The sequence below is a fragment of the Streptomyces sp. CB02009 genome (assembly GCF_001905825.1).
In the GTDB taxonomy this organism is placed as follows: domain Bacteria; phylum Actinomycetota; class Actinomycetes; order Streptomycetales; family Streptomycetaceae; genus Streptomyces.
This window is the reverse complement of the sequence record NZ_LIVV01000007.1, coordinates 236,176-250,551: the sequence shown is the minus strand read 5'-3', so window position 1 is coordinate 250,551 and position 14,376 is coordinate 236,176. Positions and strand designations below refer to the sequence as shown.

Genomic DNA, 14,376 nt, shown 5'->3' with positions numbered 1-14,376 from the left:
CTCCCCTTGGTTCACAACGGTGTCGCGAACCTAGCGGGGGCAACGTGTGGACCGCCAGCCCCAGTTGATCCTTACTCTTGGACTTTCCTGTACATCAGCACAGGATCCAGTCGGTGGACGTGCCGCGTCCGGCCACCGAACCGCGCGCCCGGACGCAGCGGTTGAGGGCGTGGACGGTGACGGGACCGGCCTGCCGGTCGAAACGGCCGGCCCGGACGGCGGGCCGGCCGCCGCGCGGCTGGAGGGAGACGGCCATCGGCCGGCGGGCGCCGGGGCGGTGGGCGACGGTGACGGCGCAGGCGTAGTGGCGGGTCCGGTAGAGGCGGAGCTCGCCGGTGGCGAAGGTGATGGTCCGGGTGGGCCGGCCCTGGCAGACGGAGACGGCCTCGGCGGTACCGGCGCCGGCGCCGGGGACGAGGGTGGACGGGGTCAGGACGAGAACGAGGGCGGCGAGGAGCGGCGCGAGGACCCGGGCGAGCAGCCGGGGGCAGCGTCGTCGGTGCTGCGGGTCCGTGGCCATGCGTTCCCCTCCCGAGTGGATCGGCGTACGGGCGTACGACGCACCCCGGGCCGGAATGGTTGCCTCCGCTCTGGCCGCCCGCTACGAGAACGCGGTGAGCAGGAGGACAAGGAAGACACCCTCGGCGCCGATCTGGGTCCGGCACGCCGCCCTGCGGAGCCCCGGGCGGGAGGTCCCCTGCGCGGTGAGAAGCGCCGCGAAGGCGATCGCCAGGGCGGCGGCGTACAGGAAGCCGGGGGTGCCGTCGCAGGAGTCCCCGTGGGTGAGGCAGCGGGCGGCGTTCTCGCGGCCGAGCACGAGGAGGCCGGCGAGCAGGGCCGCGGGCACGAACAGCCCCGCCCACACCGCCGACCGCCTCCGCAGGCGCGGGCCCTCGACGTCCGGCGGGGTGATCGGGACGGGCGAGGCGGCGCGGGTGCGGGGCTCGGGGCTCATGCCCCCATCCCACCCCGCCCGCCCGTGCTCCCGTATCCGCCCGCGTACTCACCCGCGGGACGGCCGGGTACTCACACCCGCTCCGGCTCCTCCTCGTCGACCTCGTCGGCGGGTTCGCCGATGAACGTCCGCCACAGCGTCGCGTACCGGCCGTCCAGGGCGAGCAGCTCCTCGTGGGTGCCGTCCTCCGCGACCCGTCCGTGGTCCATGAGGACCACCCGGTCGGCGCGGGCGGCGGTGGTCAGCCGGTGGGCGACGACCAGCGTCGTACGGCGGCCGGCCAAGCGGTCGGTGGCCTGGTTGACCTGGGCCTCGGTGGCCAGGTCCAGGGCCGCCGTGGCCTCGTCGAGGAGCAGGATGTCCGGGTCGACGAGCTCGGCGCGGGCCAGCGCGATGAGCTGGCGCTGACCGGCCGAGAGGTTGCGGCCCCGCTCGGCGACCTCGTGGAGGTAGCCGCCGTCGAGGGTCGCGATCATGTCGTGGGCGCCGACAGCGCGGGCCGCCGCCTCCACCTCGGCGTCGGTCGCGTCGGGGCGGCCGTACGCGATGGCGTCGCGGATCGTCCCGGCGAAGAGGTACGCCTCCTGCGGGACGACGCCGAGCCGGTGCCGGTACGCGGTGAGGTCGAGGTCGCGCAGGTCGGTGCCGTCGGCGGTGACCCGGCCGCCCGTCGGGTCGTAGAACCGGGCGACGAGCTTGACCAGGGTGGACTTGCCCGCGCCGGTCTCGCCGACGAACGCGACGGTCTGACCGGCCGGGATGCGCAGGTCGATGCCGGTGAGGGCGGTCTCCTCCTTCGGGGCGCCGTCCTCGCCGCCGTACGCGAAGGAGACGTCCTCGAAGGCGATCTCGCCGCGCAGCGACAGCACGTCCAGGGGTGCGGGCGCGGCGGCCGTCGACGTCGGCTCCTGGAGGAGCTCCTGCATCCGCTTCAGCGAGACGGCGGCCTGCTGGTAGCCGTCGAAGACCTGCGAGAGCTGCTGCACGGGGGCGAAGAACAGGTCGATGTAGAGGAGGTAGGCGACGAGGGCGCCGGTGGTGAGGGTGCCGCCGTCGATGCGGTTCGCGCCGACGATCATGACGGCGGCGGCGGCCACCGAGGACAGCAGGGTGACGAACGGGAAGTAGACGGAGATCAGCCACTGGCCGCGGACGCGCGCCTCGCGGTAGTGGTCGCTGCGCTCGGCGAACCGGGCCGCGCCGGACTCCTCGCGGCGGAAGGCCTGCACGATCCGGAGGCCGGAGACGGACTCCTGGAGGTCGGCGTTGACGACACTGATCCGCTCGCGGGCCAGCTCGTACGCCTTCACGCTGGAGCGGCGGAAGTAGTACGTGGCGACGGCGAGGACCGGCAGCGTCGCGAAGACCACCAGGGCGAGCTGGAGGTCGAGCACCAGCAGCGCGACCATGATCCCGAAGAAGGTCACCACGGACACGAAGGCGGTGACCAGGCCCGTCTGCAGGAACGTCGACAGGGCGTCCACGTCCGTGGTCATCCGGGTCATGATCCGGCCGGTGAGCTCGCGCTCGTAGTAGTCGAGACCGAGCCGCTGGAGCTGGGCGAAGATCTTCAGGCGCAGCGCGTAGAGGACCCGCTCGCCGGTACGTCCGGTCATCCGGGTCTCCGCGGTCTGCGCGACCCACTGCACGAGCACGGTGACCAGGGCGAACGCGGAGGCCGCCCAGACGGCGCCGATCGCGAGCCGGTTCACGCCCTCGTCGATGCCGTGCCGGATCAGGACCGGCAGCAGCAGGCCGGCGCCCGCGTCGAGGGCGACCAGGCCGAGGCTGATGAGCAGCGGGACGCCGAAGCCGCGGAGCAGCCGGCGCAGACCGTAGCTGTCCTCGGGCGAGACGGCCCGGCCCTCGTCGATGCCGGGGGTGTCGTCGGCGGGCGGCAGCGCCTCGACGGCGGCGAGCAGCTCGGGTGTGGCCCCGGGCGCGTCGCTCTCCCGGTCGGTGGTCTCCTCCCGCACCCACAGGGCGGGGGTGAGGCCGCGCTCGGCGTCGAACTCGGCGTCCAGTTCGGCCCGCAGGGTGCGGTCCTCGGGGACCTCGGCGGGGGTGAGGTGGCCGGGCGAGACGGCGCCCAGCTCGTCGGGGTCGGTGAGCAGGCGGCGGAAGAGCGGGGAGCGCTCCTCCAGCTCGGCGTAGGTGCCGATGTCGGCGAGCCGGCCGTCCTCCAGGACCGCGATGCGGTCGGCGAGGCCGAGGGTGGAGCGGCGGTGCGCGATGAGCAGGGTCGTACGGCCCGCCATCACCGACTTCAGGGCCTCGTGGATCTCGTGCTCGACCTTGGCGTCGACGGCGGAGGTGGCGTCGTCGAGGAGGAGCAGCCGGGGGTCGGTGAGGATCGCGCGGGCGAGGGCGACGCGCTGGCGCTGGCCGCCGGAGAGGGTGAGGCCGTGCTCGCCGACCTTGGTGTCGTACCCGTCGGGCAGCTCGGCGATGAAACGGTCCGCCTGGGCGGCGCGGGCGGCCGCCTCGATCTGCTCCTGGGTGGCGTCCGGGAGGCCGTACGCGATGTTGGCGCGGACCGTGTCGGAGAAGAGGAAGGAGTCCTCGGGGACCAGGCCGATCGCGGCGCGCAGCGAGTCGAGGGTGAGCTCGCGGACGTCGTGGCCGCCGACGAGGACGGCGCCGTGGCCGACGTCGTAGAAGCGCGGCAGGAGCAGGGAGACGGTGGACTTGCCGGAGCCGGAGGCGCCGACCACGGCCACGGTCTCGCCGGCCCGGATCTCCAGCGAGAACCCGTCGAGGACGGGGCTGGTCCTGCCGTCGGCGCCCTCGTACGCGAACGACACGTCGTCGAACTCGACGGTCGCCGGAGCGTCGGCGGGCAGCTCCTTGGTGCCGTCCTTGATGGCCGGCTCGGTGTCGACCAGGTCGAGGACCCGCTCGACGCCGGCGCGGGCCTGCTGGGCGACGGTGAGGACCATGGCGAGCATGCGGACCGGGCCGACGAGGGAGGCCAGGTAGGCGGAGAAGGCGACGAAGGTGCCGAGGGTGATCTGGCCGCGGTAGGCGAGCCAGCCGCCGAGGGCCAGCACGGCGACCTGGCCGAGGGCGGGCACGGCCTGGAGGGCCGGGGTGTACCGGGAGTTCAGCCGGACCGTCCGCAGCCGGCCGGCGAACAGCTTCCGCCCGGCCTCGCGGATCTTGCCGGTCTCCTGGTCCTCCTGGCCGAAGCCCTTCACGACCCGGACGCCGGTCACGGCCCCGTCGACGACCCCGGCGACGACCGCGGCCTGCTGCTGCGCGTGCCAGGTGGCGGGGTGGAGGCGGGTGCGGCTGCGCTTGGCGATGAACCAGAGGGCGGGGGCGACGGCGAGCGCGACGAGCGTGAGCGGGAGGGACAGCCAGGCCATGACGCCCAGCGAGATGAGGAAGAGCAGCACGTTCCCGATGGTCATCGGGAGCATGAACAGCAGGCCCTGGATGAGCTGCAGGTCGCTGGTGGCCCGCCCGATGACCTGCCCGGTCGACAGTTCGTCCTGCCGTCGCCCGTCGAGCCGGGTGATGGTGGCGTACATGTCGGTGCGCAGGTCGTGCTGGACGTCGAGGGCGAGGCGTCCGCCGTAGTAGCGGCGGATGTAGGTGAGGGCGTAGACGAGGACGGCGGCGCCGATGAGGAGGCCGGTCCAGACCGCGAGGTCCCGGGTCTTCGTCCCGATGACGTCGTCGATGATCACCTTGGTGACCAGCGGCACGAGGGCGAGCACGGCCATGCCGGCCAGCGAGGACCCGAGCGCGAGCAACGTGTTCGCCTTGTACCGCCACGCGTACCCGGCGAGCCTGCGCGCCCAGCCCTGCTGTTTTTCCCCGACCGCCGCCACGAGTGGCCTCCCGTTCGTCCTGCTCTACCGGAAGCCCCAACACGGGTGGGCTGCGATTTCATCCCGCCGCAACAATCCGGGCCGGGGATTCGTCCGGAGGTCCCACGGGGACGGGACCGCGGTCCTAGGACCGCGCCGTGGGACCGCGCCGTGGGACCGCGCCCCGATCAGAGGTGCGTCGGCTCGAACATGCGGAGGAGGGCCGGGAGGACGACCACCGACGGGCCCGGGGTCGCGAGGGCCTTCGCGAGGTCCGCCGTCAGGGATTCCGGGCTCGTCAGGGTCGCCGGGACGCCGAAGGACTCCGCAAGCGCCACGAAGTCCGGGCGGGACAGCTCCGTGCCCGTGGCCTCGCCGAACGCGCCCGTCATGTACTCGCGCAGGATGCCGTAGCCGCCGTCGTCCACGATCAGCCACGTCACGTCGAGGCCGTACTGCTTCGCCGTCGCCAGCTCCGCGATCGAGTACATCGCTCCGCCGTCGCCGGACACCGCGAGCACCGGCCGGCTCGGGTCCGCCGCCGCCGCGCCGAGCGCCGCGGGGAAGCCGTAGCCGAGGCCGCCCGCGCCCTGCGCGGAGTGCATCGTGTTCGGGTGCTTCGCGTCGAAGGCCGACCAGGCCCAGTACGCCAGGATCGTCATGTCCCAGAAGCTCGGGGACCGCTCGGGAAGCGCCTCCCGCACCGCCGCGACGATCCGCTGCTCCAGGCCGAGGTCCTGCGCCGCGATCCGGTCCCGGACCTTGGTCAGGACGGCCGAGACCCGCTCGGGAGCGGTGGCGTCCCGGCGCTCGGGCGCCGTCTCCAGGAGTGCCTGGAGCGCGAGCCGGGCGTCCGCGTGGATGCCGAGCGCCGGGTGGTTGGACTCCAGCTTCCCGGCGTCCGCCTCGATCTGGATCACCCGGCCGCGCGGCGCGAAGGTGTGGTAGTTCGAGGACAGCTCGCCGAGGCCCGAGCCGACGACGAGCAGGACGTCCGCGTCCTCCAGGAAGTCGGTGGTGTGCCGGTCCTCCAGCCAGGACTGCAGCGACAGCGGGTGCTCCCAGGGGAACGCGCCCTTGCCGCCGAAGGTCGTCACCACGGGGATGTCGAGCCGCTCCGCGAGCGCGAGGAGCTTGCCCGAGGCGTCGGAGCGGACGACCCCGCCGCCCGCGATGATCGCGGGGCGCTCGGCGTTCGCCAGGAGGTGCGCGGCGACCGCCGTGAGCTCGGGGCGCGGGGCGATGTCCTCGGGCGTCGCGTCCATGGCCGTCACCACCGGCAGGGCGGTCTCCGCGAGGAGCACGTCCTGCGGGATCTCCACCCAGACCGGCCCGTGCGGGGCGGTGAGCGCCGACTCCCAGGCCGCGGCGATGGCCGAGGGGATCTGGGACTGCGTACGGACGGTGTGGACCGACTTCACGATGTCCCGGAAGGACGCCTGCTGGTCGCGCAGCTCGTGCAGGTAGCCGTGCCGGCCGCCGCCGAGGCCGGCCACCGGGATCTGGCTGCCGATCGCGAGGACGGGCGCGGAGGCGGCGGCCGCCTCCTGGAGCGCGGCGAGCGACATGAGCGCGCCGGGGCCGGTGGAGAGCAGCAGCGGGGCCGCCTCGCCGGTGATCCGGCCGTACGCGTCGGCGGCGAAGCCCGCGTTGTTCTCGACGCGGAGGCCGACGTACCGGAGGGAGGAGCGGCGCAGGGCGTCGAACATGCCCAGGGCGTGCTGGCCGGGGAGGCCGAAGACGGTGGTGGCGCCGAGGCCGGTGAGGGTCTCGACGACGAGGTCGCCGCCGTTGCGCCCGGCGGGCGGGTTGAGCGCGGCCTCCGTCTGGGCGGCGGTCGGGCGCAGCACCAGGTCGTGGTCGTGGGTCATGGGGGTCCCTTCAGGTTGTGGGCAGGCGTTCCGCAGGGCGGAACGGGTGGGTACGACCCGGCGACCGGGCCGTACCCACCCCGCACCTGAGCCCGCTACGGCCTGGGAGGTTACTTCGCGCCGGCGGCGCGCTCCGCCGAGATCTGGCGGGCCATGATCGTCGTCAGTTCGTAGGCCGTGTGCGACGCGGCGACCGCGGTGATCTCGGCGTGGTCGTAGGCCGGGGCGACCTCGACGACGTCGGCCGAGACCAGGTTGCAGGAGGAGAGGCCGCGGAGGATCTCCAGGAGCTCGCGGGAGGTCATGCCGCCCGCCTCCGGGGTGCCGGTGCCGGGCGCGTGGGCCGGGTCGAGGCAGTCGATGTCGATGGAGATGTACAGCGGGCGGTCGCCGATGCGCTGGCGCAGCTGGTCGGCGACCTCGTCGGCGCCGCGGCGGTAGATGTCGGCCGAGGTGACGATGCCGAAGCCCATCTTCTCGTCGTCGGTGAGGTCCTGCTTGCCGTACAGCGGGCCGCGGGTGCCGACGTGGGAGAGCGCCTCGGTGTCGAGGATGCCCTCCTCGACGGCGCGGCGGAACGGGGTGCCGTGGGTGTACTCGGCGCCGAAGTACGTGTCCCAGGTGTCGAGGTGCGCGTCGAAGTGGAGCAGGGCGACGGGGCCGTGCTTCTTGGCGACGGAGCGGAGCAGCGGCAGCGCGATGGTGTGGTCGCCGCCGAGGGTCATCATGCGGGCGCCGGAGTTCAGCAGGTCGTCCGCGGCGGCCTCGACGGTCTCGACGGCCTCGTTGATGTTGAACGGGTTGGCGGCGATGTCACCGGCGTCCGCGACCTGGGCGAGGGCGAACGGGGAGGCGTCCTGCGCCGGGTTGTACGGGCGGAGCAGGCGGGAGGCCTCGCGGATGGCGTTGCCGCCGAAGCGGGCGCCGGGGCGGTAGGAGACGCCGCTGTCGAAGGGGACGCCGACCACGGCGATGTCGGCGGTGCCGACCTCGTCGAGCCGCGGCAGCCGGGCGAACGTCGCGGGACCGGCGTACCGCGGGATGCGGGACGAGTCGATCGGGCCGCGCGGGGTGTTCTGGTCGCTGCTGCTCATGGTCGGGTCCTCCTGGGGTGTATCGGTGGGGGTCCGGTCGGGGCCTCGGGTCTCGGGGCCCCGGCCGGGGGTCTCGGGGCGGTCAGCCGGTCGCGGGGGCCGGCACGGTCTCCGGCGTCGCGTCGGCCTCGGGGTTCTCCCGGCCCGCGAGGCGGGCGCGCCAGTGCGCGAGCACGGCGGCGTCCGTCGGGCGGGTGGCCAGGGAAACGATCACATATGCGGCGAGCGAGGCCAACAAACCATAGTAAACAGGCTCATTTGCAAGGATTCCGTAAGTCCACATCAGGCCAATGACGGCCAGACCGCCGACGGCGACCGCGGCGAGCGCGCCCTGGACCGTGCCGCGGCGCCAGAGCAGTCCGCCGAGGATCGGCACGAGGAGCCCGCCGACCAGCAGGTTGTAGGCGACGGTGAGGGCCTGGACGACGTCGTTGAGGGCGATGGCGATGAGGATGACGGCGACGCCCATGATCAGGATGAAGGCGCGGTTGCCCTTCACCTCGTCGTGGTCGTCCTTGTCCGCCGACACGGTTCCGCGCAGCCGCGACCAGATGTCGTTGTTGGCGACGGTGGCGCAGGCGATCAGCGCGCCGGAGGAGGTCGACATGACGGCGGCGAGGGCGGCGGCGAGGACGAGGCCCCGGACACCCATGGGCAGCTCGTCCTTGACGATGGTGGCGAAGGCGTCGTCGGCGCTGGGCAGGTTCGGGTAGAGCACCTTGGCCGCGGTGCCGATGACGGCTCCGGCGAGGGCGTACGCGAGGCAGTAGGTGCCGGCGACGGTGCCGCCCCACTTGGCGACCTTGTCGGTGCGGGCGGTGAAGACCCGCTGCCAGATGTCCTGCCCGATGAGCATGCCGAAGGTGTAGATCAGCACGTACGTGAAGATCGTCTCGCCGCCGATGCCGAGGGGCTCGAAGTACGAGGTGGGCAGCGCGGCCTTCATCTCGGCGAAGCCGCCCGCCTTGACGACGGCGATCGGCAGCAGCAGGAGCAGCACGCCGATGGTCTTCACCACGAACTGCACCATGTCGGTGATGGTGATGGACCACATGCCGCCGAGCGTCGAGTAGGCGACGACGATGGTGCCGCCGAGGACGATCGCGAGGGTCCGGGGCAGGTCGAAGAGGACGTCGAAGATCGTGGCGTACGCGATGGTCGAGGTGACCGCGAGCATCAGCGTGTACGCCCACATGACGACGCCCGAGATGACGCCGGCCCGGCCGCCGTAGCGCAGGTCGAGCATCTCGGAGACGGTGTAGACCTTGAGCCGGGCGATCCGGGCGGAGAAGAAGACGCTCAGCGCGAGCAGGCCGAGGCCGATGGCGAAGACCATCCAGGCGCCCGAGAGGCCGTACTTGTAGCCGAGGCCCACGCCGCCGATGGTGGAGGCACCGCCGAGGACGATGGCGGCCATCGTGCCGGAGTACATCCAGGGACCGAGGCGGCGCCCGGCGACCAGGAACTCGCTCTTGGACTTGGCGCGGCGCATGCCCCACCAGCCCATCGCGAGCATGCCGGCCAGGTACAGGGCGATCACTGTGTAGTCGACGGCCATGGGGCTCCTTCGTTCACCTCGGTGGCGTGTCGTGCAGGGGAGTGGCCAGAAGCTGATCGCGGGGACATCCGCCCGTACCCGCGGCCTCTGGATGCCATGACAGTAGGTGGCCGGAAAGCGACGATGAAGTGTACGTTTCCTCCACTGACCGGGCGGGGGATGTACGAAGGGCACATCGCCATGACCTCCGCCGAGCCCGCCGCCACCCCGCCCGCGCCGCCGGTCTCGCTGACCGCGCTGCTCGCCCGGCGCGACCTCGGGCTGCGGCTGCTCGCCGGCCCCGAGGACGTCTCGATCCACTGGGTGCACACCTCGGAGATGGCCGACCCGTACCCGTACCTCCTCGGCGGTGAGCTGCTGATGACGGCGGGCGTGCAGCTCGCCGATCCGGCGCACTACGTGGAGCGGGTCGTGGAGGCGGGGGCGGCGGCGCTCGCCTTCGGCGTGACCCCGGTGTACGACACGGTCCCCGCGGAACTCGTGGAGGCCTGCGCCCGGCACGGCCTGCCGCTGGTCGAGGTGCCGCCGAGGACCCCGTTCACGGCGGTGGCGCGGGCGCTGTGGCGGCTGATGGCGGAGGCCCGGCTGTACGAGCTCCGCCGGGTGACGGAGGCGCAGCAGTCCCTGGCGGCGGCCGCGGCCCGGCCGGCCCCGGTCCCGGCGGTGCTCGGCGCGCTCGCCTCGCGGCTCGGGGGACGGGCGGTGCTCTTCGGGGCGGACGGCACGCCGTCGGTGGCGGCCGGCCGGGAGGTGCCGGCCGAGGCGACCCGGGCGCTGCGGGACCTCGCGGGCGTCCTGGGCCCGCGCCCGGGCGGCCCGGCCTCGGCGAGCGGGGACGGCGGCGGGCTCCGGCTCGCCGCGTACGCGCTCGGCGGCGGGGACGGGCTGACGCTCGGGGTGGCGACGGAGCGGCGCGGCCCCGGGGACCACACGATCGCGGGGGTCGCGGTCGTCCTGCTGTCCCTGCTGACGGCCCCGCACCGGGGCGCGGACGCGACCGCGCGGGACGGGGCCCTGGTCCGGCTGCTGCTCGGCACGGCCCCGGCGGAGATCGCGGGCACCCTGGGCCCGGGCCCCTGGACCGTGGTCCACGCGCGGGGCGGCGACGGCACCCCGTTCGCGGCGGCGGGCCTGGCGGCGGCACTGGGCACCGCGCTGGTGGACACCGGCGGGACGGGTGCGGGGACCGGGGCGGGGGGCCGAGGAGGCGCGGCACCTGGCACTCCGGGCCAGGAAGGCACGACCCCGGGCGTCGCGGGACCGGGAGGCACGGCGGGGAGCGTCGCGCTCGGAGCCGTACGCCTGCTGCTGCCCGCCCCCTCCTCCGTCACCGCTCAGTCCGGCTGGACGCTGGGAGTGAGCGCCCCCGTCGACGCGGACGGACTCGCGGCGGACGGACTCGCGGCGGCCGACGCGCAGGCGGCGCGGGCCCTGCGGCGGGCGGAGGCGACCGGGGCGGATCTGGTGCGGCACCGCCCGGGCGGGCTCGCCGCGCTGGTGGACCCGGACGAGGCCACCGCCCACGCGCGCGCCCTCCTCGCCCCGCTGAGCGAACCGCTCGCCGAGACCCTGCGCGTCTGGCTCTCGCTGCACGGCGGCTGGGACCGGACGGCCGCCGCGATGGACATCCACCGCAACACCGTCCGCCAGCGGATCACCCGCTGCGCCGCGCTCCTGGACCGGGACCTGGACGACCCGGACGTGCGGATGGAGCTGTGGTTCGCGCTCACGTCCCGGTGAGCGGCGAGGCCGGGGCGCGGATCACCGGGCGCCCGCGGCCCGGACTCCCGCGGCCTGGGCGGCCGCCAGTTCCTCCACCCGGCTGCGGTACACCGCGGCCAGGTCGCCGCCGTTCGCACCGGGTACCCCCTCGGGACCGGCCCCGAGGGACTCCAGGACCGCGTCGGCACGGGCCTGACGGTCCGCCACCGCTCCCCCGGTGTGCGGGTAGAGCAGGTCGAGTCCACGCTTGTCGCCGTCCGACAGGTTCTGCCCGTCGCCGGCCGGCGCGCAGCTGCTGGGGGTGGACTTGTAGAAGAACGCCGGGAAGCGGTACAGCATCACGGACTTCGTGTCGAAGGGTCCGGCGACGAGGTCCGGGGCGTCCACGGTGCGCAGGTTGTGGTCCACCTTCGCGCGCGGCCACCGGTTCGGCGCGCCCGCGAGGAACGTGTAGATGCCAGGCTGCCGCCCCTGGGCGTCCGCCACGAAGGCTCCGGTCGGATCCTGCGTGGGGTCGTACCCTTCCGGGTCCTCCCAGCGGAACTCGCCCTCGCAGGTGCCGCGCATGTTCTGGTGGGAGTGGTGGAAGCCCAGCGCGTGCAGGAACTCGTGCCGCACGGTGCCCTCCCAGCGGGCGGGCCTGTTCGACACGAACCCCCCGAGGTTCAGGCTGCGCTGGCCGGGGTTGCCGCCGACCGGGCCCCCTCCCGCGCCGATGGCGCCGTCCGTGCTGTCGGTGCCCACGAGGGAGAAGAAGCCCGGCAGGTCGAAGCTGACGCGGATCTCGGCGGCGAGGACGGTGTCGTCCTCGCTCCACCGCCGGAACGATCCGCCGCCGTTCCGCCCGAAGTCGAGTGTCAGGTTGCAGGCGTCGGTGATCTGCCGGGTCGCTCCGGCGACGTCCGCGTGCAGCTGGTCGTCCCCGTCGAGGAAGGCGACCCGCACCGTCTTGCCCAGGGGCCATCTCCCGATGTCGGTGACGAGGAACTCCAGGCCGCCGGCGGCCGTCGCGCGCCTCCAGCGGTCCCGGACCTCGATCTGGGCGACGACCTCGTCCGGCAGGGATTCGAGAGGGAGGGATTCGAGGTCCATGACGCGTCCTTTCGCATCACATGCGGGAAGGTTCCCCCCGGCCGGTACCGGTCTGATGACGGACGGGCGGCTCGGTCGGACCCACGAGCGCGCCGGCGTCGGAAGCTCAGCTCTCCTCCCAGTATCGCCCGGATGGCGGTACTCTGCGACTTGACTGTCACTCTGAGTAGTCCGCCATCCGGGAGGATGACGCTGCGTCAGGACCAGAGCTTGTTCACGGCGGTCTTGGTCGTCGTCTTGAAGGCGGTCAGCGGGGCGTCCTTCAGGTCGCCCATCTGGCCCCAGCGGACGAAGGTGACGGTCCGGCCGTCGCGGCCCACCGAGAAGAGGTGGATGTCGGTGCTGCCGACCTGCGGGTCGGCGGTGTCCAGGCTGTAGACCCAGGCGCCCTCCTCGACGGCGACCTTGCCGTGGGCGGCGCTGACGGCCTTCAGGCCCGGGTTCTGCTTCTGGAGCAGGGGCCCGCAGCCGGCGAGGGACGTGCGGAGGGTGTCGACGAGCTTCACGGCGTCGGCCTCGGTGCGGGCCACGGTGGTGATCTGGACGCCGTTGGTGTCGAGCTCGGTGCTGAACTCGCGGTAGCGGGAGTTCTGCGCCGGGATCTTGTACGGGGCGCAGAGGGCGCCGCCGTTCTCCGGGACGCCGGTGAAGACCTGGGTGGCGGTCCACGGCGTCGCCGACGGCGGCATCTGGGAGGCCGCGAGGAAGGCGGGCTGGGCGGCGGCCTGCGCCGGGCCCGTGGCGAGGGCCGCGAGGCCCAGGGCGGCAGCGGCGGCGGTGGCGAGTGCGGTGCGGAGCTTGTTCATGGTGGTGGATCCCCCGTCGGGTGGTTCGGTCAGTGCTCCCTCAGCGTCGGGCCGGCGCCCGCCGGCTGGCAACGGTGACGCGCCCGCCCCCCGTCCCGGAACCATTCCACCCCTGCTGACGTGCAAGGACGTGAAGGGTGGGACGCAGGGTCGAGGGGGATGGAATGCCGAAGGACGCCGCCGTCGAGGAGTTCGCGCGACTCGTGCGCGCGCTGAAGGCGCGGGACGGGAGGAGTTACGAGGCGCTGGGCCGGCGCCTGAGCGTCAGCGCGTCCACCCTCCACCGCTACTGCTCCGGCGCGACCGTCCCGGAGGAGTTCGCCGTGGTCGACCGCCTCGCCCTGCTGTGCGGGGCGGGCGAGGAGGAGCGGCGGGCCCTGGAGGCGGCCTGGACCCGCGCGGACGACGCCCGCCGCCCGCCGACACCGGAACCCGGCGCGGAGACGGCACCCGAGCCCGTCGCGGAGGCGACACCGGGACCCAGCGCCGTTTCCGCGCCACCCGGGCCCGGCGCGGAGGCGGCACCCGCACCCGGCCGCGAACCCGGCCCGGAGCCCGCGCCCGCGCCGGGGCAGGAGCCGGCCCCGGTGCCCGCGCCGGCCACGGAGGCCGCGTCCGGACCCGAGCTGGACCCCGTGCACGCGCGCGTGCCGGGCCTCCCGCCCGAGCGGCGGAGGCGCCGCTGGGGGTGGCCGGGCGTGGTCGTCGGGGCGCTGGCGGTCGTGGCGACGGTGACGCTCGGAGCCGTACTCCTGCCAGGCAAGGCCCCGCGACAGCCCGCCGCACCACCGGCGCCGCTCACGTGGACGGTCGCCTCCGACCTCTGGGAGAACGGCTGCGGGCACACCTACCTCGTGCGGCGCACGCCCCCTCCCCCGCCCGAGGCGGCCGACGCGCGGAGCTGGGCGGCGGCGCAGGGGGCCGTGGACGGCGGGAAGACGCTCGTGCGGGTGTCGGTGCAGGGGAAGAGCGCGGCGGCCGTGGTGCTGCAGGCGCTGCACGTGCGGGTGGTCGAGCGGGGCGCGCCGCTGCCGTGGACGGCGTACCGGATGGACGACGGGTGCGGCGGCGCGGTGACACCGCGCCGTTTCGAGGTGGACCTGGACCGGCCGCGGCCGGTGGCGCGGTCGCTGGACGGGTACGACGCCTCCGGGCAGGAGGGCCGGACCCTCCCGGCGGTCTCCTTCCCGTACGCGGTCAGCGCCGCCGAGCCGGAGGAGCTGCTGGTGTCGGCGGGGGCGGCGGGCTGCGACTGCCGCTGGTACCTGGAGCTGGAGTGGAGCTCGGAGGGGCGCAGGGGCACGGTCCGGATCGGGGACGAGGACGGCGCGCCCTTCCGGACGAGCGGGGCGAAGGGGCGGCCCGTGTACGGGTACGACTCCGTGGGGCGGGCCTGGATCACAGGCGAGAACTCTGGACAGGGCGGGTGACTGCTGGGTAACTTCGTTGACGAGAGACTGAGC

10 protein-coding genes are annotated in these 14,376 nt (G+C 74.1%); 2 read left to right on the top strand and 8 right to left on the bottom strand.

The window, feature by feature from the left end; translation table 11 throughout:
• Positions 1 to 94: 94 nt before the first annotated feature.
• The 6 genes from AMK27_RS27900 to AMK27_RS27875 form a co-directional block, all read right to left on the bottom strand.
• Positions 95 to 520 carry a hypothetical protein gene (locus tag AMK27_RS27900; protein WP_073913697.1) on the bottom strand — a complete coding sequence of 142 codons (426 nt, stop codon included), beginning with the start codon at positions 518 to 520 and terminating at the stop codon, positions 95 to 97.
• Between the two features lie 81 nt (positions 521 to 601).
• Positions 602 to 955 (bottom strand): hypothetical protein, encoded by a 354-nt coding sequence (locus AMK27_RS27895; RefSeq protein WP_073913695.1) that lies wholly within the window; start codon positions 953 to 955, stop codon positions 602 to 604.
• 71 nt (positions 956 to 1,026) lie between these two features.
• Positions 1,027 to 4,791, bottom strand: coding sequence for an ABC transporter ATP-binding protein (locus AMK27_RS27890; protein ID WP_073913693.1), 3,765 nt, complete (start codon positions 4,789 to 4,791; stop codon positions 1,027 to 1,029).
• Positions 4,792 to 4,958: 167 nt separating this feature from the next.
• Complete coding sequence (locus tag AMK27_RS27885; RefSeq protein ID WP_073913691.1) at positions 4,959 to 6,641, bottom strand: thiamine pyrophosphate-binding protein; 1,683 nt, start codon at positions 6,639 to 6,641, stop codon at positions 4,959 to 4,961.
• A 110-nt stretch (positions 6,642 to 6,751) separates the two neighbouring features.
• Positions 6,752 to 7,735, bottom strand: a complete 984-nt coding sequence (speB, locus tag AMK27_RS27880) for an agmatinase (RefSeq protein WP_073913688.1) — start codon at positions 7,733 to 7,735, stop codon at positions 6,752 to 6,754.
• 82 nt (positions 7,736 to 7,817) lie between these two features.
• On the bottom strand, positions 7,818 to 9,293 hold the full coding sequence (locus AMK27_RS27875) for a sodium:solute symporter (RefSeq protein ID WP_073913685.1): 1,476 nt from the start codon (positions 9,291 to 9,293) through the stop codon (positions 7,818 to 7,820).
• Positions 9,294 to 9,473: 180 nt separating this feature from the next.
• On the opposite strand from AMK27_RS27875, the gene AMK27_RS27870 reads away from it, so the two are divergent.
• Positions 9,474 to 11,033: a PucR family transcriptional regulator ligand-binding domain-containing protein gene (locus AMK27_RS27870; RefSeq protein WP_241847622.1), complete on the top strand. Its 1,560-nt coding sequence runs from the start codon at positions 9,474 to 9,476 to the stop codon at positions 11,031 to 11,033.
• A gap of 21 nt (positions 11,034 to 11,054) precedes the next feature.
• Here the strand turns inward: AMK27_RS27870 and AMK27_RS27865 are convergent, their stop codons facing one another.
• Together AMK27_RS27865 and AMK27_RS27860 are read right to left on the bottom strand one after the other, a co-directional pair.
• Positions 11,055 to 12,107, bottom strand: coding sequence for a hypothetical protein (locus AMK27_RS27865; protein ID WP_073913680.1), 1,053 nt, complete (start codon positions 12,105 to 12,107; stop codon positions 11,055 to 11,057).
• A 197-nt stretch (positions 12,108 to 12,304) separates the two neighbouring features.
• Positions 12,305 to 12,913, bottom strand: a complete 609-nt coding sequence (locus tag AMK27_RS27860) for a hypothetical protein (RefSeq protein WP_073913677.1) — start codon at positions 12,911 to 12,913, stop codon at positions 12,305 to 12,307.
• A 164-nt stretch (positions 12,914 to 13,077) separates the two neighbouring features.
• Here AMK27_RS27860 and AMK27_RS27855 point away from each other — a divergent pair, with 164 nt between their 5' ends.
• Positions 13,078 to 14,343 carry a helix-turn-helix domain-containing protein gene (locus tag AMK27_RS27855; protein WP_073913674.1) on the top strand — a complete coding sequence of 422 codons (1,266 nt, stop codon included), beginning with the start codon at positions 13,078 to 13,080 and terminating at the stop codon, positions 14,341 to 14,343.
• Positions 14,344 to 14,376: the final 33 nt, after the last annotated feature.

What these genes read in the sequence shown, in the direction of transcription:
- AMK27_RS27900 (WP_073913697.1), bottom strand. Translation starts at nt 520, where the DNA reads ATGGCCACGGACCCGCAGCACCGACGACGCTGCCCCCGGCTGCTCGCC.
- AMK27_RS27895 (WP_073913695.1), bottom strand. Translation starts at nt 955, where the DNA reads ATGAGCCCCGAGCCCCGCACCCGCGCCGCCTCGCCCGTCCCGATCACC.
- AMK27_RS27885 (WP_073913691.1), bottom strand. Translation starts at nt 6,641, where the DNA reads ATGACCCACGACCACGACCTGGTGCTGCGCCCGACCGCCGCCCAGACG.
- speB (WP_073913688.1), bottom strand. Translation starts at nt 7,735, where the DNA reads ATGAGCAGCAGCGACCAGAACACCCCGCGCGGCCCGATCGACTCGTCC.
- AMK27_RS27875 (WP_073913685.1), bottom strand. Translation starts at nt 9,293, where the DNA reads ATGGCCGTCGACTACACAGTGATCGCCCTGTACCTGGCCGGCATGCTC.
- AMK27_RS27870 (WP_241847622.1), top strand. Translation starts at nt 9,474, where the DNA reads ATGACCTCCGCCGAGCCCGCCGCCACCCCGCCCGCGCCGCCGGTCTCG.
- AMK27_RS27865 (WP_073913680.1), bottom strand. Translation starts at nt 12,107, where the DNA reads ATGGACCTCGAATCCCTCCCTCTCGAATCCCTGCCGGACGAGGTCGTC.
- AMK27_RS27860 (WP_073913677.1), bottom strand. Translation starts at nt 12,913, where the DNA reads ATGAACAAGCTCCGCACCGCACTCGCCACCGCCGCCGCTGCCGCCCTG.
- AMK27_RS27855 (WP_073913674.1), top strand. Translation starts at nt 13,078, where the DNA reads ATGCCGAAGGACGCCGCCGTCGAGGAGTTCGCGCGACTCGTGCGCGCG.